This window comes from Streptomyces sp. NPDC002324 (assembly GCF_053593335.1).
This window is the reverse complement of record NZ_JBSFCF010000022.1, coordinates 72,684-94,712: the sequence shown is the minus strand read 5'-3', so window position 1 is coordinate 94,712 and position 22,029 is coordinate 72,684. Positions and strand designations below refer to the sequence as shown.

Here is a 22,029-nt window from a genome sequence, read left to right as displayed (position 1 = left end):
CCATCACACCGTGGACCTGGGAGAACGGCCTGGCTGGCGGCACCTCGTCGTGCCGTGGTCAGTCTCCTCGTCGGGGGTCGTCGCCGATCGGCCGCAGCGAGGCGTGTGGCGTGCCACGCAGCTCGCGGCGGAGGGTAGCGCGCGCGATGTCCGCCGCGTCGAGCAGACAGGTCTGACGCATCCGCCACGGGGCGCGGTGGCCCTGTCGGGGAAAGCTCCGGATGCCCCTCCGCACGTAGCCGGACGCCGGCTCGATCATGGGCCGTTCCCGGATGCCGGGCTCCGCGGCCGGAGTGATCGCCGCGAGGTCCGCGCGGCGCATGTGGTCGAGGACGCGGCACACCAGTCGCGCGGTGAGGTCTGCCCGCATGCTCCAGGAGAGGTTGACGTAGCCGAAGCAGAGCGCGAAGTTCGGCACGCCGCTGAGCATGGTGCCCCGCCACAGCAGGTGACGCGCGGGGCCGACCGGCTCGCCGTCGACGCTCACCTCGATGTGGCCGAACGCCGGAATGCGCAGGCCGGTCGCTGTCACCACGATGTCGGCCGGCAGCACCCTGCCCGACCGCAGCCGGATCCCCTCGGCGACGAAACTGTCGACGTGATCGGTGACGACGTCGACCTCTTCGCGCCTGATCGCGTTGGACAGGTCCGCGTCGGCGGTGATGCACCCCCTCTGGTCCCACGGCGCGTGCGACGGAGTGAAGTGCTCACGGACCGCGTCCTCGCCGATCCGACGCACGGCGGCCTTCGTGAGCAGGGTCCGCGCCCGCAGTGCAGGTGTCGGTCGATGCCGAACCGGTCCACCGTGCTCCGCAGGTAGCCGAGGATCTCGTCCCCGTCGGCCAGGGAGTTCTCGCCGGTCCAGGGCTGGAACGGGAAACCGAGTGTGCGGATGTCGGAGCCGGCGCGGACGCCGGATGCCGGAACAGATCCCATGTCCCACCCAGGGACGCGCGGGACTCCAGCACGGCGTTCGACCGGTCGGGACATCGCGACTGCGCTCGGTACGCGGCGTCGATGCCGGAGATCCCCGCGCCCACGATCAGGACGTCGACGTGGCCGGGCAGCGGGATCGGGGGTGGGGAGTGAGCCATGGCCCCGAGTATGGAAGCGGTCCGAGGGTGCCGCTTGACCCTGGGCGACAAAGAATCGAACTCGGCCGGCAACGCCGCCCCGCCGCCACCGAGGTCGTCGATCAGCCGATCGATGCCGCGGATGGCGGCGGCCCGGATTGCCCTCTGCATGTGTCTCCGCGACCCCTCTTCGTAAGCCGAGCGGGCCGGCGTGGCTGGTGGCGTACGCCGGCCAGGTGACGGTGTGCGAGCCGCACGGTGGAATCCTGTCGGTGACCCGTGCATCCGCCGGCTCGCTGCGCGTGGACGTACGGGAGGGGGTCACCCGCTGAGCGCGGCGCGGATGATCTTGGCCTTCTCCTCGGTGAACACCCCGCTGTCGAGGAGGGAGAGAACGGACAGCACGCCACCGCTGGAGCCCCAACTGCCCTCGTCGATGACGCGGAAGTTGACCCACCAGGTGGGAGACGGCTCCGACAGGCCGCAGGCGTCGGCCAGCGCAGCCAGGACACGCTCGATGACTGCGGTCCTGACCTCCTGCCGCCAGTCTCCGTCCATCACCGCCACGTCGATCGCCATGACGTCCGCGTCCGGGCCGATATCGGCGAGAAGCCGACCACCGATCGCCATCATGTCGGGCTCACGTTCGATGAAATGCACCTGGAACCCGACCCGCGCGGGCGGAGCGAACTGCCCCACCTCGGGCACGAGGACCGCGTCCGTCAGCGTCTCGGCCAGCTTGCGGCGCTGCTCCCGGCTCAGGCGGCCCGTCGGGGCGTTCACGGTGATGATGGTCATGACTACCTCTTATGACAGTCGTTATAGGAGGCTTCAGGGTACACGGCCTGGCCAGGACTGCCCTCGCGACAGGGGAAGGTCATGACCGAGCCGCGAGCGCGGGGGAGTGGGACGCGTCGCGGCGGTCGAAAGGGGCCGGGGGAGAGGCGCTGGTAGAGACCGGGACAGGTTCGGCGCGACGGGCGGGTAGCCGGCCGGCCTCAGCTGTGGGGGACGACGGCCACCGGGCACCGCACATGATGGAGGGCTGCCTGCACCACGTGGCCCAGATGGGATCCCAGCCCATGGCGATGCGCACTGCGGCCCACCACCAGGAGCGAGGCGTCCTCGGCGGCGTGCATGACGGCCTTGGCGTGGCCGGCCAGACGCACACTGTCCTCCACTTCCACCTGCGGGTACTTCTCGCGCCAGGGCTGTAGCGCCTTGTCCAGCAGCTTTCGCGCGTCCCCGGTCAGTTCCTCGGTGACCTCGTGGTCCACACCCCAGGGCATGCGTGCGTGGAGCGGCACGCTCCGCCCGTGGACGGCCAGCAGCGGGACGCCCCTCGCGGCGGCGGAGTGGAAGGCGAAGTCCAGCAGTTCGTCGGAGGAGTGGTGCAGTTTCAGGGCCACGACCACGCGGCTCGCGGCTGCCTGAGCGGGCTCCTGGTCCCCGGCCCGCCCCTGCCGGGCGTCGGCGCGGACGAGGATGACCGGCCGCTGGGCCCGTGCGACGACCGGCAGACTGATGTCTCCGAGGAAGTAGCTCTCCACCGACTCGAGCCTCCGCGAGCCGAGCACGGTCATCTCGGACTCCGCAGCCGCCTGGAGCAGGGCGCTCTGGGCGTCGTCGGAGACCAGGCTCCCCACGACCAGCAGCCCCGGATGGCGGGTCTGGAGCTCCGCCCGCGCGGTGTGGACGAGACGCTTCGCCCAGTAGTTCTGGTCGACCTCCGAGGGAACGCGGGCCGGTTCCGGCGCCAGCAGCGGCCACGCATGCAGCAGTCGCAGGGTCAGCTTGCGCTTCTCGGCCTCGTCGGCGGCCCAGCGGGCGGCGGCAAGGCTCTCGGGTGAGCCGTCCAGGCCCACGGTGACAACGGGTTGCATGGCGGCGGCCTCCGTCTCGTACGAAGCTGGAAACGACAGTGCATGTGGGTGACGGTGAGCGAGTCCGATACGTGGAGGTCCGGATGTCGCCGGCGTGCCTAGTGAGACGCGTTGTCTCCTTCGAGGATTACCCCATTCCCCTCCCCGGCGCATGTGCACCCGGCGGACCAGCGAAAACGGACACGCGAGGAGGGCTCCGGCAGCGGTGGACCGGGCCGCCGGTCAACCGCCACGCGCGGGTACGCCGGGATGCGTCGGGCCTTGTCGATCACGCGACGTCTGAACGAACTCGTCCCGGTCCGCGTCTCGGATGCCCGCCCCGACACCGGACCGGATCGGACAGCGCTTCGAGGCGCTGATCGCCGATACCGGGCGATCAGGTCCGCGTTTCCCGAGTGGTCTCCTCCGCGCCGCCCAGGTCCAGGCGGAAGGGTGGGTACGCGTCCGTCATCAGAGCGGCGTAGGCCGAGACCCGCAGGACCCACCGGTTGAGCCCGATGATCAGGTCGAACAGGTCCTTCGGATACTTCTCGGTGAAGGCCAGGATCACGGCCGCGATGACCGTCAGCAGGCCGATCAGGCCGCCTGACCACCAACCGAAGTGGGCGCCGCCGAGGAAGAACCCGACGACCAGGTAGTGCGGGATCGCCAGCAGCCACCACTTCACCAGCACCAGGCCGCGCGAGAGTCGCTCCGGGTAGGCGATGTCCAGCCGGGCCGGGTAGTCCGGTTCCTCGCCCAGGCTGAAAGGCGGATACCGATCGGTGCCGAGGGCGTCGTACGCGTAGTAGGAGACCCGCCAACTCCAGCGCATCACCCCCACGTTGAAGTCGAACAACGCGCGGGGGTAACGCTCGGTGAACAGGATGGCGAAGAACGCGATCACGGTCACCACGCCGAAGGCGATCCACAGGAAGAACAGCACGACGTAGTGCGGGATGGCGAGGATCCATTTGACGAGCCACAACCATCGGGACAGTGGCGCGTCGACACGCGCGTTCACCTGGACCGGTCGGACCGGAGGGTCCGAGAATGCCACCTGGTTCGTCATGGAGATCAGCTCCTTGGCCCGACGGAGATCCGCCGGTGTGGGCTCATGACCAGCGTGGCCGCTTCCGCCGGACGCCGCGAGGGCAGGACACATCCTGCCCTCGCGCCTGCCCGCGCCGGTCGCTGCCGGCCACCGCTCCCGTGGCCGAGCCCTCTCCGACTCAGTACGCCTCCCGCTTGCCGCTGGTGATCCGGCCGCGGGCCTCGCCGAAGCCGAGGCGGGTTCCGTCGGCGCCCGGCGCCGTGGCGGCCAGGACGATCTCGTCCCCGTCCTCCAGGAACGTGCGCTGCCGACCGTTGACGGTGAGGGGTTCCTGCCCGCCCCAGGTCAGCTCGATGAAGGCACCGCGCTGATCCTTCCGCGGACCGGAGACGGTGCCGGACGCGAACAGGTCGCCGGTGCGGGAGGGTGCCCCGTTGACGGTCTGGTGGGCCAGCATCTGGGCGGGGGACCAGTACATCGCGGCGTACGGCGGCCGGGAGACGATCTGACCGTTCCAGGAGACCGTGAGGTCGATGTCGAGGCCCCACGGCCGCTCCATCCGCAGATACGGCAGCACGGCCGGCTCCTGGGCCGGAACCGGGACCCGGGCGGCGTCCAGGGCGAGCAGCGGCACCACCCATGGGGAGATCGTGGAGGCGAACGACTTGCCCAGGTTGGGGCCGAGCGGGACGTACTCCCAGGCCTGGATGTCGCGCGCGGACCAGTCGTTGAAGAGCACCACCCCGAAGATGTGGCGCTCCGCGTCCTCGGCGGCGATACGGTCGCCCATGGCGCTGCCGGTGCCGAGGACGAAGCCGAGCTCGGCCTCGATGTCGAGGCGGGTCGAGGGTCCGAAGACCGGCGCCGGGTCCTGAGGGCCCTTGCGCTGCCCGGAGGGCCGGACGATGTCGGTGCCCGAGACGACGACCGAGGCCGCGCGGCCGTGGTAGCCGACCGGAAGGTGCTTCCAGTTCGGCATCAGCGGGTCGGGGTTGTCGGGCCGGAAGAGCCTGCCCAGGTTCGAGGCGTGGTGCTCGGAGGCGTAGAAGTCGACGTAGTCGGCGACCTCGAACGGCAGGTGCAGCGTCACCGCGCCCAGGTCGTGGACCGCCTCGGCGGGAACCTCGCCCCGAAGCCGCTCGGTGATCGCGGCCCGGACCTCGACCCAGCGTGTGTGGCCCTGCGCCATGAAGGCGTTCAGGCTCGGGCGGGCGAAGACGTCGTCGCCCAGCAGGACGGCCAGGTCCACGACGTGGTCGCCGTAGCGGGTCGCCACGCGCGGTTCCCGTCCGGGCGCCGAGTAGACGCCGTAGGGCAGGTTGGTGAGGCCGAACAGTGACTCGGCCGGGACGGTCAACGGGGTGGTGCTGGTCATGCGGACACCTCGGTCAGGTCGGCGATCGTCGTGGCGGGCAGGAGTCCCAACCCGGCCGACTCGGCGGCGGGTTCGGCCACGGAGCAGGTGCCGAAGGAGCGGAACAGGTCACGGACCCGGGGCGACAGGGCGCGCACCCGCGCGGCGATCCGGTCGCCGTCACGGTCGGCCAGCAGGCGGACCAACTCCTCCTCCACGGCACCCCGCAGGGCCGCGTCGGTGGCCACGAGCAGGTTGAGGAACCCATGCTGTTCGAATCCGGTCTCCGGGTCCGTGTTGCGCAGGGCGTGGTGCAGTCCTGCGGTCGCCTTGAACGACACCCCGGCCCGCACCGCGGCCAGGACGGCCGCGGCGAGTTCGCGCTCGTCCGGGTAGAGGTCGGCGCGTACGCCTCCGGTCCGGAACTTGGCCAGGTAAGGGGTCCCGGCGAGTGCGGCGAGCAGCGGCTCGCGCCGGGCGTCGCGCGGCACCTCGACATAGACGCTGAGGTCGGTGTCGTCGTCGATCGCCTCGGCCAGCGCGGGCACGACCGTGTCGGCGCCGACGCCGTCCGGTACGGCCACCTCCAGACCGACCAGCCGCACGGCCGGGATCCGGTGCGCCGCGGTGAGGGCGTCGGAGACATCCGGGAGCGCGACGGTCACCGAGAGGTCGAAGGAGTGCTCGGGGAGGGCGATGGTCGGCTCGGCGAGCCGGGTGATGTCCTGGGCGGCCAGGACGAACGCGCCGACCAGCTTCGCGTGGGCGCTGCGGGTGTGCCGCACATGGGCCGGGACGGCCTGCTCGAGGGGCAGGCTGCCGGGCGGGAAGACCGCCGCGTCGTCGAACAGGCCGGCGAGCACCGGGGGGACCGGGACCCCGGGTGTCGGTGGGGCGTTCATCGGTTCCGCTCCCAGGAGTAGGCGTACGTCCCGTCGTCCGTCGCGCGAGCGGCCTCGCCGAGTTGGAGGGGACGGAAGGTGTCGACCATGACCGCGAGTTCGTCGAAGAACTCCGCCCCGATGGACCGCTCCATCGCGCCCGGCTGGGGACCGTGGGGATGTCCGCCCGGGTGCAGGGAGATGGAGCCCGGACCGATGCCGGAGCCCTTGCGCGCCTCGTAGTCCCCGCCGCAGTAGAACATGACCTCGTCGGAGTCGACGTTGGAGTGGTAGTACGGCACCGGAACGGACAGGGGGTGGTAGTCCACCTTGCGCGGCACGAAGTTGCAGATCACGAAGTTGTGGCCCTCGAAGACCTGGTGTGCCGGCGGAGGCTGGTGGACCCGGCCCGTGATCGGCTCGAAGTCACGGATGTTGAACACGTACGGGTAGAGGCAGCCGTCCCAGCCGACGACGTCGAAGGGGTGGTGCGGCAGGGTGTGGACGGTCCCTACGACGCTGCCCGGCCCGCGGTGCTTGATGTACACCTCGACGTTCTCGCCGTCGACGAGCCTCGGCCCGTCAGGGAGTCGGAAGTCGCGCTCGCAGAACGGCGCGTGCTCCAGGAGCTGACCGCGCTGGGACAGGTAGCGGCGCGCGGGCCCGATGTGCGAGTTCGCCTCGGTCACGTAGATCCGTACGACCCCGTCGGGCACGATCTGGTGCGTGGTCGCCCTCGGGACGATCACATAGTCTCCGTCGCCGACCTCCAGATCCCCGAAGACCGTCTCCACGCGCGCCCGCCCGTCCTCGACGTACAGACACTCGTCGCCGATCGCGTTGCGGTAGTACGGGCTGACCGCGTCGGCCACGACATACGCCAGGCGTACGTCCTCGTTGCCCAGCAGCAGCCTGCGGCCGGTCACCGCGTCGATGCCGCACCGGCCCTCGGTGAACAGCTTGTGCGTGGCGAGGTGACGGGGCAGCAGGGGATGGTTCGGCACCAGGGTCTGGTCCCCGACGTCCCATACCCGGTACTCCCGCACCGCCGAGGGAATGTGCCGGTGATAGAGCAGCGAGGAGTCCGAGGAGAAGCCCTCCTCGCCCATCAGCTCCTCGTAGTAGAGGTTCCCGTCCGGGTCTCGGTGCTGGGTGTGACGCTTCGACGGAACCGCGCCCGCCCGGTGGTAGTACGGCATGTCTCTCTCCTCGGGTTCGGAGTGGCGGTGCCGCGCATTGTGTGCGCTCAGCGCACATTTTTGTGCATTGGGGGAAACAATCTGAAAGTAGGGTCTTGGCGGCGGCTCAGTCAAGGTCGGTCTTACGGCACGGGGCCGCCCATCGGTGTGACGTGGCCTAGCGTGGCGCCCGAAGAAGATCTGTCGACTTCCGCGCGTGCGTGTGCCGCCGCGGGATCAGGAGGTGCTGATGGCCACCCTGCAAGGTCTGGATCGCGGGCTTCGGGCTCTGGATCTGATCTCCCTGGCGGCCGACGGCCTGACGGTGGCGGACCTGGCGGCGCGACTGGAGATCGATCGGGCCGTCGCCTACCGGATCGTGCAGACACTGGAGGAGCACGCGCTGGTCTCCCGGCAGGGCAAGCGGGTGCGGCTCGGCGCGGGCGCCGCCACCCTGGCGGGGCGTTTCCAGCATCAGCTGGTACCGGCGGCCCAGCCGGTTCTGCAGGAACTCGCCGACGTCACCGGCGCCTCGGCCTTTCTGACGCTGGCGCACGGTGCGGGGGAGTGCGTTCCGGTGGCGGGAGCACAGCCGACCGTCCACCAGGGGCCGGTCCAGGTGGGCTACCGCATCGGTGTACGGCATCCACTGGAAAGGGGCGCGAACGGCGTCGCCATCCTCGCGCTGCAGCAGCCCCTGCCGGACGAGCCCGAGGAGATCGCGCGGGCCCGGGAGCTGGGCTACAGCGTCACCTCGGGACAACTCCAGCAGGGCGCCACCGGGATCGCGGTGGGATTCGAGGTCCCGGGCGCGGTGGGCGCCTCGGTCGGCGTGGTGGCCATGCACGAGTTCGACATCGAGTCCGTCGCCGTCCGGGTGCGGGCGGCGGCCTCGCGGCTGGCGTCGCTGAGCACGGCTTGACCGTGTCGGGGGGCAGAGGAGCGCGACACGGGGAGACCGCCCGCCCGGCGGCATCTCCGCGAGCATGACGATCACCCGCCCGCGACTAGGCAGATTGTATAGAGGGATCCCTAGGAAGGGAGGCAAACTGAGCAGCTTGAACAGCTCGGAGAGCCACTCTTGTGCAGAGGATGAAGTCGGGTGTCTGCTACCGCCACGCGCTGGAAACACGCACACCGAAAGGGATGACCCATGAGCATCGAGCAGACCCTCACGAGCCAGGAGCGGCTGGCGGAGCTCGACCTTGAGCAGCTCAAGCAGCTGGTCGGTCTCGTGGAGTACGACGCCGAGGGCGACCCCTTCCCGGTGACGGGGTGGGACGCGGTGGTCTGGTCGGTGGGCAACGCGACGCAGGCGGCGCTGTATTTCCAGACGGTCTTCGGGATGGAGCTGGTCGCCTACTCCGGCCCGGAGACAGGCAACCGCGACCACCACGCGTTCGTGCTCCGCTCCGGAGCGATCCGGTTCGTGCTCAAGGGCGGCGTCAGCCCGGACAGCCCGCTGCTCGACCACCACCGCCGGCACGGCGACGGCGTGATCGACATCGCCCTCGAAGTACCCGACGTCGACAGGTGCGTCGCGCACGCCCGCAAGCAGGGCGCGACCGTGCTGGAGGAACCGCACGACGCCACCGACGAACACGGCACCGTCCGCACCGCGGCCATCGCGACCTACGGCGAGACCCGCCACACCCTGGTGGACCGCTCCCGTTACGGCGGCCCCTATCTGCCCGGGTACGTGGCCCGTAGCTCCGGATACGTGAAGCCCGAGGGCGAGCCCAAGCGCATCTTCCAGGCACTCGACCACGTCGTGGGCAACGTGGAACTCGGCAACATGGACGAGTGGGTCGACTTCTACAACCGTGTCATGGGCTTCACCAACATGGCCGAGTTCATCGGGGACGACATCGCCACCGAGTACTCGGCGCTCATGAGCAAGGTCGTCGCCAGCGGCAACCACCGGGTGAAGTTCCCCCTCAACGAGCCGGCGATCGCGAAGAAGCGTTCACAGATCGACGAGTACCTCGACTTCTACCGTGGCCCCGGCGCCCAGCACCTCGCCCTCGCCACCAACGACATCATCAGGACCGTCGACGTGCTGCGGTCCAAGGGCGTCGAGTTCCTCGCCACGCCGGCCAGCTACTACACCGACCCGGAACTGCGCGCCCGGATCGGCAACGTGCGTGTGCCCATCGAGGAACTGGCCTCGCGCGGCATCCTCGTCGACCGCGACGAGGACGGCTACCTGCTGCAGATCTTCACCAAGCCGATCGGTGACCGGCCCACGGTGTTCTTCGAGTTCATCGAGCGCCATGGCTCTCTCGGCTTCGGCAAGGGCAACTTCCAGGCCCTGTTCGAGGCGATCGAGCGCGAGCAGGAGAGGCGCGGCAACTTCTAGGGCACAGAAGGGGCGTCACCATGCGGAGGGGCGAGGACTGCGCAGCGTGGAGGGGCGAGGACTGCGCAGCCGGACAGCGCGCCACGCGCCAGCCGCACGGTGGCAGTGACCTGCCCCTTCGGTGCCTGCCCCTTCGGTGCCTGCCCCTTCGGTGCCTGCCGCTCCGGCGCCTGTCCCTTCGGTGCCTGCCGCTTCGGTGCAGGGCGTGTCCGGCATTCTGCTGGGCGAGCCGCAGTTGCTCGGCCCGTCCCGTGCCCAGGTTGAGCACCCACGGCAGTTGGGGCACCGATGTGGGCACAGTCGGCCTTCGCGCGACCAGCCCCCGGGACACGGGAGTCATCTCCTCACGGTCGGGCACCAAGCACGGATTCGACGTACCGGACTCCCAAACCGACTTCGTCCTGCTGCCCCGCGGGGCCGCCACGGGCACTTCGCCGTGACGAGGTCCTGCTCCGCCTTCGGCCTGCCGCGCTTCGACTCTGCGGCCGTCGGCTGACGTCGGCGTGGGAGCGACTCCGCGCGGAGCCATGCGGACGACGGAGTGCAGGAAGCCGCTCGGGCTGTGCCGTGCCGCAGGCCGCAAAGCCAAATCTGCCGCTTTCCGTCGGACTGGGAAGATTCGGTGAGGGTGGCGGCAGATCGGGCTGAGAAAGAGGAATGGGCGTTGGTGCCAGAGTGGGACGAGACGGCAACACGGCTGATCGGCAGGGGCGAGGAACTCGCGCGCCTTGATGCGGTGATCGGCGGCCTCGGTCGCGATGGTGTGCCGTCCGTGATCGACATCGCCGCGGACGCCGGCATGGGCAAGAGCCGCCTGCTGAGCGAACTCTGCGCCCGGGCACGGCGTCGAGGGCTGACCGTGCTGTGCGGAAGGGCCACAGAGTATGAGCGGCACACACCGTTCCAGCCGTTCACGGATGCCTTCGCCGATGCCGATCCAGCCTTTCTCCTCTCCGACGCCGTGCCGGACGCGGCGGCACCGGCGCTGTACGGGGTACGCGATTCGGCAGCGCGTATGCACGGGCGTGACCGCTTCGGCCTCTACCGTGCCGTCGACGTGAGGCTGGTGACCCCAGAATTCCGCAGGGCTGCCGTCGGCCGGGGGGCGAGCGGCCGGTTCCGGGACATCCTCTGGCCGGCGTGGTTCCCGGACGCGCCTCGGGCCCGTGTGCACGCGCACGCGCTGGCCACACTGGTGGTCATCACCTCGGTGTGCGCGGCGTTCAAGGGGTTCTACTGGGCCGACGACCCCCAGGTCAGCCAGTAGCGAGCGGGCCTGGGGGACGTGACGCAGACGATGGCGGTGCCGCTCCTGCTGATGTGCGTGGCGCTGGCGGGCGCCCTTCGGTCCTGGCCCAGGGTGCCGTACCGGGTGCTGACCGCCGTGGCCTGGACGGCGTCGGCACTCGGGATCTTCCTGGTGGTTCTGGGCACCGCGCTGACGAACGACAGCGACTACTGCACGGCGAACGCGCCCGTGGATCCGGTCTCGGGGAACGTGGTGGCACTGTGCCTTCTGGTCGCGCCTGCCGCCGGATCGGCGGCCGCGTGGATCGCGTGGGTGATCTCGCGTCGCCGGGCGAGGCCCGCGGCGCTGTACGCGGTGTGGCTCGCCACGGTCGCCGTCACCGTTGTGCTCACCTTGGCTGTGCCACTCCACGCGGCCCAGCCCTGCGGTCCGTCCGGAATCAGCTGAGGACCGCCGCCCACCCCGGGGACTGCCGGTCAGACGATGTCCAGCTCCTGGTGCAGGCCTGCAGGCAGGCCGATGTCCACCGGGTCCCCGGGGTGCACCACGCCGCCCGTCACCACGATGCCCATGATCCCGGACCGGAACCGGGGCCGGCCGTGCTCGTCCCGTCCCACGACCTGTTTCATCAGGCCCTTCTGGAACCCGTCGATCTGCGCGCACGGGTTGCGCAGCCCGGTGACCTCGACGACGGCTGTCTCCCCGAGCCGCAGCCGCGTCCCCCGGGGCAGCGCGAGCAGGTCGATGCCCCGGGTGGTGACGTTCTCCCCGAGTTCCCCCGCCGCCACATCGAACCCGGCCCGCCGCACCTCCTCGAACAGTTCCTCGTGCAGGAGATGAACCTGACGGAGATTGGGCTGCGAAGGGTCCTTCCTCATCCGGCCACGGTGCTTCACCGTCGCCCCGCCGTGAACGTCCCCCTCCACGCCGAATTCGGCGAGCAAGGTGATGCTCTCCCGGTTCGGCTTGCTGAACGAATACGTCCCGTTGCTGCTGACCGCAGCGATCGTCCCACCCATGGGGTAAGCCTACGAGTGGGGTGCCGGTCAGGCGTTCGCAGCCCACGTGCGCAGCGCCGCCTTGCTCGCGAAGTCGGCCACGTTCTTGTCCAGCGGGTTGTCCGTGTACTGGTGGAAGCGCCACTTGGCCTTGATGCGGGGCTTGCCCGCCGTGACGTAGTCGGCGATCCAGAGGCCGTCACCGGCGTACGACGTCGTGTCGATCGTCAGCCAGTAGTGCCGGTTCGCGTACAGCACGACCCGGTTGTTCGGGCGCAGCCGCTTGACCTTGCGGATGAACTGGTCCTTCTCGGCGTTCGACGCGTGCGTGCCCTCGCCGGTGGTCTCCCAGTCCACGGCGAGGATGTCGCCCTCCTGCTCGGGGGCGTGTCCGGCGAAGTACTCGGCCTGGGCGGTGAGGTTGCCGGGCCACAGGAAGTGGTAGAAGCCGACGACCAGGCCGGCGTCACGGGCGTGCTTGGTCTGGGCCGCGAGTTTCGGGTTGATGTAGGAGCGGCCCTCCGTCGCCTTGATGAAGACGAAGGAGTATCCGTCCGTGTCGTAGGACGAGGACTGGTAGGCGCTGACATCGATGCCACGGAGCATGTGGGGGCTCCCTGAAGTGCGAGTGGGGGATCGGAGTTGATGATGCCCTACATGCCCGGACGGGAACCTCCGCTCCTCATGGTCACCACGTCCGGCCCTGTCGCCAGCCGCCAGCCGCCAGCCGCCAGCCGCCTGCCGCCTGCCGCCTGCCGCCCCGCGGTGAATGCCCGCATGCACAGCCGGGCGTCGACGCAGCGGACTGGGCGGCGACGAAGACGTCCGCGTGGACCGCCCGTGCGGCCGGGACCTGGTCGCACGGGCGGTCGATCATCGACGTGGAGCAAGACCGGCGGTGACAGCTGCTTCGAGGTGATCAGCGGTGGCGCGTGCGCCCACTGGGGCTTCCTGCCACGGGAGATGGGCCGGCGTCATCCACCGCCCAGCGCGCGAGCCCCCAGCCGAGGAGGGCCAGGAATCCGGCAAGGGGGCCCAATGCCGGCGCGAACGTCGTGTTGACGATCCCGGCGGCGCTCATGCCGCCCATCTGCCACGCCGCTCCGAGCACGGCGAGAGCCGCCAACCAGTGCCACCGGTTGGTGCGCGCCACGACGAAGGGCAGCAGCACGAAGGCGGCGGTCTGGAAGAGGTATCCGATCTGGAAGTAGGCGTCACCCAAAGCCTTCCACCCCTGCGGATGACTGGCGTTGGCGCGGAACGACAGGTACTCAGCACGGTAGTCGAGGAACATGCGGCCTTCCCCGAAGCGCTCAGGGAACCAGTCCAGGAGGTAGAGCCCATAAAGGGTGAGGACTGAAGCCGCCCCCGTCAGCACGTATGCGGTGGTCAGTTTCCAGCCGCTGGGGGCAGGCCTGTTGGAGATCGTCACGCGGTGGTTCCCTTCAACGCCCGAAGAGGGCATGGCTCGTTGCCGGTCGGTCGCAAGCTCTCCGTACCGTGCCGTTCGACCGGACGCGTCAGAGCCGGGCGGGGCTTGCTCTCGGCGGTGGTGCCGCCGGCTGGGGCGGGGGTGATTTCGATGGGGTCGGACCGGAGCGTCTGGCGCATGAGGAGCAGCGTGGCCGTGATGGTGGTGGCGGCAGGGATGAGCGGCCAGTACCGGGGCTGGTCGGTGCCGAGCAGACCGGGGATGAGGGCCCGCACAAGGATGGCGACCGCTCCGGCGATGAAGCCGAGCACCATGTCGAAGGTGAAGTTGATCGGGTCGGCCACGCTGATGCCTCTCCGACGCGCCCTCCGGACGCGCGCCGTCACCGCGAGGACGTTCAGATAGCCCATGAACAGGGGGGAGAGGGCCAGGAGGGTGTTGCCTCCGAGGCCGCTGTGCCACCCTCGCCACACCTCGGTTCGCTTCTCGACGGTGGCGTCCGCTTGTACCAGTGCCCCCGAGGCACGGGCGCGGGCGACGGCGATCTCCTCGTAGGGTCGCCGGGCGTAGAGCGTGATCACCACCGCCATGGTCAGGCGGAACACCACCACGACGACGCCGACCCGTTTCTGTCGGCCCCCACGCGCATCCGACATGACCGCCTCCCCCCGTGCACCCAGTAGCTCCTCCGCCACGGAGATCATGACCCCGCCGGCGGCTCAGGGCACGGTGTCGACCAGAAGTTCCGTAGGGATCTACGTGTTTTCACCGAGCCACCCCGGGCCGACGCCGAGGGCGGCGGGGTGCGTCCGACCAGCGCGGACCTGGCGCCCGCGCACTCGCTGTCGTGCCGCACCATCCGCAAAGGGGCGTCCAAGGCTTGTCGGGAAGCAGCACCTTGTTTCCCGACAAGCCCTGGCCAGGCCGTGCCGGTCCCGTTCCGTCGCCCAGGCGTTGACCCGGGACGGCCGCATGCAGTGGCCGAAGTCGTCGACCTGTGGATCACCGTCGAATGCACCAACGGGTACCAGCGGTGCCATCGACAGTCGACGCGGAGCGGACACGATGTCCCCGTCCCGCCTGCGGCTCGGCCCCTGTCGTCCGGGAGCCGTTCATGCATGATGACGGAATGAACCAGAGTGACCAGCGCTTCCACGTCATCGTGCTGTCGAACTTCGCGAAGGGCTTCGACAAGTACGCCTATGCGTACAGCAAGGCCGGGATTCCGGAAAGTACCTATCCCGACCGGTTCCACCTGCTGACCCGCGCGGAGCTGGGCATCGGCATCGGCAAGGCGACACGTCTGCTGGACCGTCTGGCCATTCCGGGCGACCGGCTGTTGGTGCTGGAAACCACGGTGGACCCCGACACGCTGGCGCCCAACGTGTCGACCGGCCTCGGCATGGAACTGCGCGAGGCACGCATCCGGCTGTCAGCAATCCATGAACTCGACCAGGCAGGCAACGAGTTCACTCTGAGGCCTACGACCGTCGAGGACGCGATGGCGGCCTCCCTGCACCTGCACGGATCGGCACTGCGTCACTACGCCGACACACGGCCGCGCTCGGTCTCGGTCCTGCCGGTCGCCTCCGCCTGCCAAGCCCGGTGTTCGTTCTGCTTCTCCGCGGCTTCGATCTCCAGCGACCAGGCGCCGGCACGGGTGCCGTGGGACGCGGTCACCCAGTGGCTGGAGCGTGCCCGCGCGGCGGGTGCCGAGCGTGCGGTGATCACCGGCGGCGGGGAACCCACGCTCATACCCTTCGAACAGCAGCTACGACTGGTGTCCGCCTGCTCGGCGGCCTTCCCGAAGGTCGTCCTGATCACCAACGCGCACACCCTGGCGAAAGGCGAGCACGCTGACCGGGCCGGACGCCTCGCGGCCCTGAGCGGCGCGGGCCTGAGCGTGCTGGCGGTCTCGCGGCATCACCACGACGACGCCGTCAGCGAGCGGCTGATGATGCTGCGCACCCCGGTGAGCGCGGTGATCGACACCTGGCGCGCCGAACGTGACCGATGGCCCGGGCTGCGAACGAGGCTGATCTGCGTGCTCCAGCACGGCGGCGTCGCCGACGCGGCCGGGGTCGCCGACTACCTGTCGTGGGCCGTGGGTCTCGGCGTCGAGGAAGTCTGCTTCAAAGAGCTCTACGTATCCACCAGCACCGAGTCGCTCTACTACGACCGTGCCGCCAATGTATGGAGCCGAGATCACCAGGTGTCGCTGTCCGTCGTCACCCGGTTCGCGGAGCAGCACGGCTTCGAGCCGGCGGACCGCCTGCCCTGGGGCGCGCCGGTCTACCACGGCAGCTGGGACGGACGGCCGATGCGGATCGCCGCCTACACCGAGCCCAGCCTGCTCTGGGAACGCACCACCGGGATCGCACGCAGCTGGAACGTCATGGCCGACGGACGCTGCTACGCATCCCTGGAGGACCGGGCCAGCGAGATCGTGCCGGAAGGTGCGGCGGCATGAGGTTCGACGAGTTCCAGGACTTCCGGCAGCGGCAACTCGGCGCTTCCTCGTCACTTCTGGACGCCGCCGAGACCAACGTGTACCGGGTGCTTGCTCCGCTGCGACCGGAGCCGCCGGCCGACGAGCGCACGGTGCACCGTTGCGATCTCGCCCGTGCCTGGCTGCGGCGCTTCGAGCTGCCGGAAGAGTGGTCCGGCCGGGCCATGGTCTGCCGAGGGGTTCGCCACGGGCTCGGTACGGTCTTCCACGGACTGCGCGCCGAGCGAGCGCGGTTGTGGCTGCCCGGCGACGTGTACCCGGTCTACTTCGGGCTGGCCCACGCCGCGGGCCTGGTGCCCGAGTCCTACCCGACACTGCCGGCGCCGGCCCTGCCGCAGTCGCCGGCGGACCACCGGCCCGAATACCTGCTGCTCGCCAACCCCAGCAAGCCGCTCGGCCGATACCTGTCCGATGCCGAATGCGCCGCGGTGATCTCGTGGTTGCGGGAGTCACCTCGCCGCCGCGTGCTGATCGACAGCGTCTACGACCTTGGGGTCCCGTTCGCCTCCGGCACACGGCGACTGCTGGACACCGGTCGCGCGGTCCTCCTCCATTCGGTCACCAAGGGATGGCTGTGGCCACGCACGTTCGGCGTGGTCCTGCTGGGTCCGGAGCAGGCCGAATGGGCCGAAGCGTTCCGGGCGGATCCGCCGACAGCGGCACAGCTGAGACTCGCCGACCGCTTGCTGACCGAGCACAGCGACGTACCCCGGCAGGTCGTCGACGAACTGGCCGCACGAGCCGAGCGGCTGTTCGAACAGCTGCCGGACGAAGTACTCGGGGCGATCCCCACCGCGAGCCGTACCTCCCCCGGCAACTACTTCTTCCCGGTCGACATCCCGGCGGAGACGCTTCAGCGCGAGTGGGGCGTACTCGCCGCGCCGGCCAGCGTGTTCGGAGCGAACAACTGGCCCGGCTCCATCCTGACCAGCCTCGCCGACGCCTTCGGCCCGACGCCGACGTCGGCACGCTGAAACCACCGCACGCCGAGACCACTGGAGGACCTGACTGACCCCGTGCACGTACGGGTCCTTTGCGCGGAGGTCAGTCGGAGGCCGACCGCAGGGCGTCGGAGATGGACTTGGCGCCGCCGTGTGCGGTGAAGCCGCCGTCGACGGGGATCTCGGCCCCGGTGATGAAGGAGGCGTCGTCGGAGAGGAGGAAGACGACCAGCGGGGTGATCTCGTCGACGGTGCCGGTGCGGGCCAGCGGTGTCTCGAGGAGGTTCGCCTCGCGGAAGGCGGGCGCGGCGGAGGCGGTCATCTCGGTCTCGATGAAGCCGGGGTGGACGGTGTTCACGCGGATGCCCCGCGGGCCCAGCTCGACACAGGCCGCCTTCGACAGGCCGCGCAGCGCCCACTTGCTGGCCGTGTACGCGACCGGATAGTGCCCGGTCAGCCCGGCGGAGGAGCCGACGTTGACGATCGACGAGCCAGGTGGCATCAACGGCGCCAGGTGCTGGATGCCAAGCAGCGGGCCGGTGACGTTGACCGCCTGGACGCGAGCGAAATCCTCGGGCGTGACCTCCTGCAACCGCGCGCGCCAGGTGATGCCCGCGTTGTTGACCAGGCCGTGGACCTCGCCGTACCGGCGACGCAGCACTTCGGCGAGCGCCGCCCATTCCTTCGGCTCGGTGACGTCCAGGCGCAGACAACCCGGAGCTCGCGTCACATCGGTGGCGACCACCACCGCCCCCGCCCGGGTCAGCGCCTCGGCCTCGGCCGCGCCCTGCCCGCGCGCGGCCCCGGTGACCACCACGACCTTGCCGTCCAAGCTGTTCGCGGCCCCGCGGTTCACGGGCGCAGCCGCGTGCGCTTGCGGGCCCGGTGGACCGGTACCGGTCCGGCGCCGGGCACGACGGTGTTGGACACGGTGCCGATGCCCTCGACGGTGAGGGTGACGGTGTCGCCGGGCTTCAGCGGTGGCGGGTCCTGGCGTCCGCGTACGCCCCACAGCTCGGCCAGGCAACCGCCGTTGCCGCAGGTGCCGGAGCCGAGCACATCGCCGGGACGGACGTACGTGCCGCGCGAGGCGTAGGCCACCATCTCCTCGAAGGTCCAGCTCATGTTGGACAGCAGGTCCTCGCCCACAACCTCGCCGTTCACCGAGGCGGTCAGCGCCAGCCGCAGGAAGCCGTCGGAGTCCCGCCACGGCTCCAGCTCGTCGGCGGTGACGAGGTGGGGGCCGAGGGTGGTGGCGGTGTCCTTGCCCTTGCAGGGGCCCAACCCCACCCTCATCTCGGCGGACTGGAGGTCACGGGCGGACCAGTCGTTGAAGACCGTGTAGCCGATGATGTGGTCCCGGGCCTGCTCGGGTGTGAGGTCGCGGCCCTCGCGGCCGATGACGGCGGCGACTTCGAGTTCGAAGTCCAGGACCGAGGAACCGGGCGGCACGGGTACGTCGTCGTGGGCGCCGATGACGGCGTACGGATTGGTGAAGTAGAAGGTGGGCGCGTCGTACCAGGCGTCGGGGACTCCGGTCGTGCGGTCGATGCTGCGCCGTACGCCTTCGACGTGCTCCTCGAAGGTGACGAAGTCCCGTACGGACGGCGGCTGGAGAGGCGGCAGCAGTCGCACCTGCGAGGCGTGCGGGCCGCCCGGCACGGCCTGCGTGGCCTCGCCCGCCTCGCGCAGCGCCGTGGGGCCCGCCCGGAGCAGGTCCAGCAGCGAGGCGTGGCCGGGGAGGGGGTGGAGGGTGCCGTCGTCATCCACGGTGGCGACGCTGCGGCGGCCGTGGTGTTCGTACGTGGCGAAGCGCATGGCGATCCTGGGGTGTGGTGTAAGGGTGACCAGCGGGCTGGGGGCCGGGGCACGGACCGTTCCGACTGCTTCGAAGCCGAGGGATCAGAGCGGCGGGGCGACGAAGAGGCCGGGATCGACGTCGTTGAAGGACTCCTTGGCGACCAGCTCGTTCATCGGGTTCGCCGTGCCCCACTGGTCGGTGACCTCGGGCCGGGAGAAGTCGTAGACGTGCGGATGCCAGGTGTCCTCGTCGAGCTCCTCCAACTCCGTTGTGTACTCCACGGTGTTGCCGTGCGGGTCGAGGAAGTACGTGAAGGTGTTGTCGCCCGCCATGTGCCGGCCCGGCCCCCATACCTTGCGGGCGCCGGAGCGCATCACGCGCCCCGAGCCGCGCATGTACTCGTCCAGGCCGCGCATCTCGAACGAGACGTGGTGCAGGGAGGTGTGCGGGCCCTTGGCGAGGGCCATCGAGTGGTGCTGGTTGCTGATCCGCATGAAGTGCATGACCTCGCCCATGTGCGGGGAGCTGAGCGTGTCGGACAGCCGGAATCCGAGGTGGCGCTCGTACCAGGCGCGCGTGGCGTCGAGGTCGGGGGAGTTGAGGACGACGTGGGACAGACGGACCGGGATGGCCTCCTTCTCCTCGATACGCCGGTGCCGACGGGCCTCGACTTCCGCCGAGACCTCGACGGTCCGGCCGTCGCCGTCGAAGAAGCGGAAGCCGTAACCTCCGCCGGGGGTGTCGACCTTGCCCGGCCGCGAGATCAACCGCACGCCATGCGCGAGGAGTCGCTCGGCGAGCGTGTCCACGTCGGCGGCCGACGCGGCGCCGTAGGACACGAGGTCGAGCCGCTTCTCTTCCGCCTTGCGGAGTCGTACGACGTACTGCTCCGGTGAACCCTCTGCCGCCAGGAAGGAGATGCCGGAGTCTTCGGCGATCGTCGTCAGTCCCCAGACTCCGGCGTAGAAGTCGAGCTGCTTGTCGTAGTCGGGCACGGCGAGATCGACGTGCCGCAGGTGGGTGAGCAGGCGGTTGGGCAGACGGTCGGGGAGGGCGTCGGTCATGTCGGGGCTCCTCAGGAGAGGTGCAGCAGCGCTGCCGCGTTGCCGCCGCGTACGGCGTGGAAGTGGGAGTCGGGCAGGTCCATGGCGGCGCGCAGCGCGCCGACGGGGTCCTCGGTGCCCATGTCGAAGGGGAAGTCCGAGCCGAGCAGGACCCGGCCGGGGCCGGCCACGCGGATCAGTTCGCGCAGGACGTGCGGGTCGTGGACGAGCGAGTCGAAGTACAGCCGTTTGAGGTAGCTGCTCGGCTCGGACGCGCAGCCCCGCGTGTCCGCTCTGGCCCGCCAGGCGTGGTCGGAGCGGCCGATGTGGGTGGGCAGGTAGCCGCCGCCGTGCGCGGCGATCACCTTCAGGCCGGGGTGGCGGTCCAGCACGCCGGAGAAGATCAGGTGGGAGAGCGCGACGGCGTTCTCGGTGGGCTGGCCGACCGTGTTGGACAGATACCAGCGGTCCAGGCGCTCGTCGAGCGTGCAGCCGAAGGGGTGCAGGAAGAGCACCGCTCCGGACGTCTCGGCGTGCGCCCAGAACGTGTCGTACGCCGGGTCCGAAAGCTCGCGCCCCGGCGCGTGGCTGGAGATCTCCACTCCGCGCAGGCCCAGGCCGAGGGCGTGGTCGAGGGCCTCGACCGCGAGGTCGGGGTGCTGGAGCGGGACGAGGCCCAGTCCGTGAAGCCGGTCGGGGGCCTGGGCGACGTGCGCGGCGGTCCCGGCGTTGGCCAGCTCCCACACCGTGCGGGCGAGGTTCTCGTCGGCCCAGTAGTGGTAGTGCGACGGGGAGGGCGAGACCAGTTGGACGTCGATGCCGGAGGCGTCCATGGCGGTGAGCCGGGCCTCGACGTCGGTCAGTCGAGGGATGCGGTCGCGGACCATGCGGCCGTTGACGGCGAGCGCCTCGGGGCCGTTGCGGCGGGCGTCGAGTCTGCGGGCGGCGGCCAGCCCGGGGTTACCGGCGACGGCCTCCTCGACCTGCGGAAGCAGGAGGTGCGCGTGGACGTCGATGGTGGGGGTTGCTGTGGTGTCCGGGGAGTCCGGGGTCACGGGGCCTCCTTCAGGGCGGACATCGTGCGGCCGATCAGGCCGGGGACGTCGGCGTCACGGACGCCGTCCAGCTGCCACTGGCCCAGCTGCACCGAGGCCTCGACGACCATGCGGACACGGTCGATGCGGCGCTGGTGGTAGCGGGTCAGCAGCTCGTCGAGGGAGTCGAGGGAATCCCACGACTCCTGCGCGCTCAGCAGCTCGGCCAGCACCGAGGCGTCCTCCAGTGACATGGCCGCGCCCTGCGCGAGGGTGGGCGGGCAGGCGTGGGCGGCGTCGCCGACCAGCACGACCCGGCCGCGGTGCCAGGAACCCTCGACGAGCAGCCGGTCGAACCAGGTGTAGTTGACCTCGGCAGCATCGGTGATGCTGCCGGCGATCTCGGACCAGACGCCGCCGTACGGGGCTGCCAGGCGCCGCATCTCGTCCGCGTACGAGGCCGGGTCGAGGCAGGCGCGGTCGCGGTTGGCCTCGACGAGGTAGGCGTAGATGGTGTTCTCGCTGGTGGGGCAGTAGCCGGCGATGTAGCAGGGCCCGCCGAAGGCCAGGTCCGTGCGCTCCACGCTCGTTGGGCGGGGCGCCGCGACGCGCCAGATGGCCATGCCGGTCGGCTCGGGCTTCTCGCCGATGCCGATCATCGCGCGGGTCAGGGAGTTGAGACCGTCGGCCGCGACGACGAGGTCGTAGCGGCCCTCGCTGCCGTCGCTGAAGCGCGCGGTGACGCCCCTGTCGTCCTGGACCAGCTCGTCGGCGGTGGTACCGAGGCGGACCGTCGCACCACTGGCCCGGACCGCCTCGCACAGGATCTCCTGGAGCCGGGGCCGCTGCATGCCGATGGTCGCGGGCAGGTCCTCCCCGCCGGTACGGAGGTCCCGCTGGACGTGGAACACGTGGCCGTCGGGCGCGGCCAGGCCCACCGAGTCGAAGGCGTAGCCGCTCTCCCGGACCTTGTCCCACACGCTCAGCTCGCGCAGCACGCGCAGCGCGTTGCCCTGGAGGGTGATGCCGGAGCCGAGGACGTTCCAGTCGGGCTCGGCCTCGATCAGGTCCACGGCGATGCCCGCTCGCCGCAACAGCACGGTCACGGCGTTGCCGGAGGCGCCGCCGCCGATGACGAGGACGGTGCGGGGGCGGGGGTCGGTCATGAGATCTCCCTGCGGTGGTGCCGCGCGGCTTCGAGCGGCAGGGGCGGTGGTACGGGCCGGACGGGTGTGGCTGTCGGGGCGGCCCACTCGGCCGG

The 22,029-nt window shown here is 70.3% G+C and carries 23 protein-coding genes; 6 read left to right on the top strand and 17 right to left on the bottom strand.

Annotated elements, in window-relative coordinates; genetic code table 11:
• Positions 1-58: 58 nt before the first annotated feature.
• The 8 genes from ACWCRJ_RS26505 to ACWCRJ_RS26470 all read right to left on the bottom strand — a co-directional run bounded on the left by ACWCRJ_RS26505 (position 59) and on the right by ACWCRJ_RS26470 (position 7,423).
• Positions 59-739: a hypothetical protein gene (locus ACWCRJ_RS26505; RefSeq protein WP_450941645.1), complete on the bottom strand. Its 681-nt coding sequence runs from the start codon at positions 737-739 to the stop codon at positions 59-61.
• Positions 708-1,094 carry an NAD(P)-binding protein gene (locus ACWCRJ_RS26500; protein ID WP_450941644.1) on the bottom strand — a complete coding sequence of 129 codons (387 nt, stop codon included), beginning with the start codon at positions 1,092-1,094 and terminating at the stop codon, positions 708-710. The genes ACWCRJ_RS26505 and ACWCRJ_RS26500 overlap by 32 nt, the downstream gene beginning before the upstream one ends.
• Before the next feature lie 300 nt (positions 1,095-1,394).
• Positions 1,395-1,871 (bottom strand): tautomerase family protein, encoded by a 477-nt coding sequence (locus ACWCRJ_RS26495; RefSeq protein ID WP_450941643.1) that lies wholly within the window; start codon positions 1,869-1,871, stop codon positions 1,395-1,397.
• A gap of 200 nt (positions 1,872-2,071) precedes the next feature.
• Positions 2,072-2,956, bottom strand: a complete 885-nt coding sequence (locus ACWCRJ_RS26490; RefSeq protein WP_450941642.1) for a universal stress protein — start codon at positions 2,954-2,956, stop codon at positions 2,072-2,074.
• Between the two features lie 376 nt (positions 2,957-3,332).
• Positions 3,333-4,007: a DUF4389 domain-containing protein gene (locus tag ACWCRJ_RS26485; RefSeq protein ID WP_450941641.1), complete on the bottom strand. Its 675-nt coding sequence runs from the start codon at positions 4,005-4,007 to the stop codon at positions 3,333-3,335.
• A gap of 160 nt (positions 4,008-4,167) precedes the next feature.
• A complete protein-coding gene (gene fahA, locus ACWCRJ_RS26480) occupies positions 4,168-5,364 on the bottom strand; it encodes a fumarylacetoacetase (protein WP_450941640.1) in 1,197 nt (398 codons plus the stop codon).
• Positions 5,361-6,245, bottom strand: a complete 885-nt coding sequence (locus tag ACWCRJ_RS26475) for a hypothetical protein (protein ID WP_450941639.1) — start codon at positions 6,243-6,245, stop codon at positions 5,361-5,363. The genes fahA and ACWCRJ_RS26475 overlap by 4 nt, the downstream gene beginning before the upstream one ends.
• Positions 6,242-7,423, bottom strand: coding sequence for a homogentisate 1,2-dioxygenase (locus ACWCRJ_RS26470; RefSeq protein ID WP_450941638.1), 1,182 nt, complete (start codon positions 7,421-7,423; stop codon positions 6,242-6,244). The genes ACWCRJ_RS26475 and ACWCRJ_RS26470 overlap by 4 nt, the downstream gene beginning before the upstream one ends.
• A 229-nt stretch (positions 7,424-7,652) precedes the next feature.
• On the opposite strand from ACWCRJ_RS26470, the gene ACWCRJ_RS26465 reads away from it, so the two are divergent.
• The 4 genes from ACWCRJ_RS26465 (at position 7,653) to ACWCRJ_RS26450 (ending at position 11,457) form a co-directional block, all read left to right on the top strand.
• Positions 7,653-8,324, top strand: coding sequence for an IclR family transcriptional regulator (locus ACWCRJ_RS26465; RefSeq protein WP_450941637.1), 672 nt, complete (start codon positions 7,653-7,655; stop codon positions 8,322-8,324).
• Positions 8,325-8,555: 231 nt separating this feature from the next.
• Positions 8,556-9,761, top strand: coding sequence for a 4-hydroxyphenylpyruvate dioxygenase (gene hppD / locus ACWCRJ_RS26460; RefSeq protein WP_450941636.1), 1,206 nt, complete (start codon positions 8,556-8,558; stop codon positions 9,759-9,761).
• 541 nt (positions 9,762-10,302) lie between these two features.
• The gene (locus tag ACWCRJ_RS26455; protein WP_450941635.1) at positions 10,303-11,028 is read left to right on the top strand and encodes an AAA family ATPase; all 726 of its coding nucleotides are present in this window, start codon (positions 10,303-10,305) and stop codon (positions 11,026-11,028) included.
• A gap of 18 nt (positions 11,029-11,046) precedes the next feature.
• Positions 11,047-11,457 (top strand): hypothetical protein, encoded by a 411-nt coding sequence (locus tag ACWCRJ_RS26450; protein WP_450941634.1) that lies wholly within the window; start codon positions 11,047-11,049, stop codon positions 11,455-11,457.
• A 29-nt stretch (positions 11,458-11,486) separates the two neighbouring features.
• Here ACWCRJ_RS26450 and ACWCRJ_RS26445 read toward each other — a convergent pair whose 3' ends face one another.
• From ACWCRJ_RS26445 to ACWCRJ_RS26430, 4 genes are all read right to left on the bottom strand, one after another.
• Complete coding sequence (locus ACWCRJ_RS26445; protein WP_450941633.1) at positions 11,487-12,029, bottom strand: MOSC domain-containing protein; 543 nt, start codon at positions 12,027-12,029, stop codon at positions 11,487-11,489.
• Between the two features lie 27 nt (positions 12,030-12,056).
• Positions 12,057-12,614 (bottom strand): GH25 family lysozyme, encoded by a 558-nt coding sequence (locus tag ACWCRJ_RS26440; protein WP_450941632.1) that lies wholly within the window; start codon positions 12,612-12,614, stop codon positions 12,057-12,059.
• Positions 12,615-12,927: 313 nt separating this feature from the next.
• Positions 12,928-13,440 (bottom strand): hypothetical protein, encoded by a 513-nt coding sequence (locus ACWCRJ_RS26435; RefSeq protein ID WP_450941631.1) that lies wholly within the window; start codon positions 13,438-13,440, stop codon positions 12,928-12,930.
• On the bottom strand, positions 13,437-14,096 hold the full coding sequence (locus tag ACWCRJ_RS26430) for a hypothetical protein (RefSeq protein WP_450941630.1): 660 nt from the start codon (positions 14,094-14,096) through the stop codon (positions 13,437-13,439). Before ACWCRJ_RS26430 ends, ACWCRJ_RS26435 begins: the two co-directional genes overlap by 4 nt.
• A 473-nt stretch (positions 14,097-14,569) precedes the next feature.
• On the opposite strand from ACWCRJ_RS26430, the gene ACWCRJ_RS26425 reads away from it, so the two are divergent.
• Positions 14,570-15,910 (top strand): radical SAM protein, encoded by a 1,341-nt coding sequence (locus ACWCRJ_RS26425; protein WP_450941629.1) that lies wholly within the window; start codon positions 14,570-14,572, stop codon positions 15,908-15,910.
• Complete coding sequence (locus ACWCRJ_RS26420) at positions 15,907-16,923, top strand: aminotransferase class I/II-fold pyridoxal phosphate-dependent enzyme (RefSeq protein WP_450941628.1); 1,017 nt, start codon at positions 15,907-15,909, stop codon at positions 16,921-16,923. The genes ACWCRJ_RS26425 and ACWCRJ_RS26420 overlap by 4 nt, the downstream gene beginning before the upstream one ends.
• Positions 16,924-16,993: 70 nt before the next feature.
• Here the strand turns inward: ACWCRJ_RS26420 and ACWCRJ_RS26415 are convergent, their stop codons facing one another.
• The 5 genes from ACWCRJ_RS26415 to ACWCRJ_RS26395 all read right to left on the bottom strand — a co-directional run bounded on the left by ACWCRJ_RS26415 (position 16,994) and on the right by ACWCRJ_RS26395 (position 21,934).
• A complete protein-coding gene (locus ACWCRJ_RS26415; protein WP_450941627.1) occupies positions 16,994-17,746 on the bottom strand; it encodes an SDR family NAD(P)-dependent oxidoreductase in 753 nt (250 codons plus the stop codon).
• Positions 17,743-18,708, bottom strand: coding sequence for a fumarylacetoacetate hydrolase family protein (locus ACWCRJ_RS26410; RefSeq protein WP_450941626.1), 966 nt, complete (start codon positions 18,706-18,708; stop codon positions 17,743-17,745). The genes ACWCRJ_RS26415 and ACWCRJ_RS26410 overlap by 4 nt, the downstream gene beginning before the upstream one ends.
• A gap of 84 nt (positions 18,709-18,792) precedes the next feature.
• Positions 18,793-19,755 carry a VOC family protein gene (locus tag ACWCRJ_RS26405; RefSeq protein ID WP_450941625.1) on the bottom strand — a complete coding sequence of 321 codons (963 nt, stop codon included), beginning with the start codon at positions 19,753-19,755 and terminating at the stop codon, positions 18,793-18,795.
• An 11-nt stretch (positions 19,756-19,766) separates the two neighbouring features.
• Positions 19,767-20,789 carry an amidohydrolase family protein gene (locus ACWCRJ_RS26400; protein WP_450941624.1) on the bottom strand — a complete coding sequence of 341 codons (1,023 nt, stop codon included), beginning with the start codon at positions 20,787-20,789 and terminating at the stop codon, positions 19,767-19,769.
• Positions 20,786-21,934 carry an FAD-dependent oxidoreductase gene (locus ACWCRJ_RS26395; protein WP_450941623.1) on the bottom strand — a complete coding sequence of 383 codons (1,149 nt, stop codon included), beginning with the start codon at positions 21,932-21,934 and terminating at the stop codon, positions 20,786-20,788. Before ACWCRJ_RS26395 ends, ACWCRJ_RS26400 begins: the two co-directional genes overlap by 4 nt.
• Between the last annotated feature and the right edge of the window lie 95 nt (positions 21,935-22,029).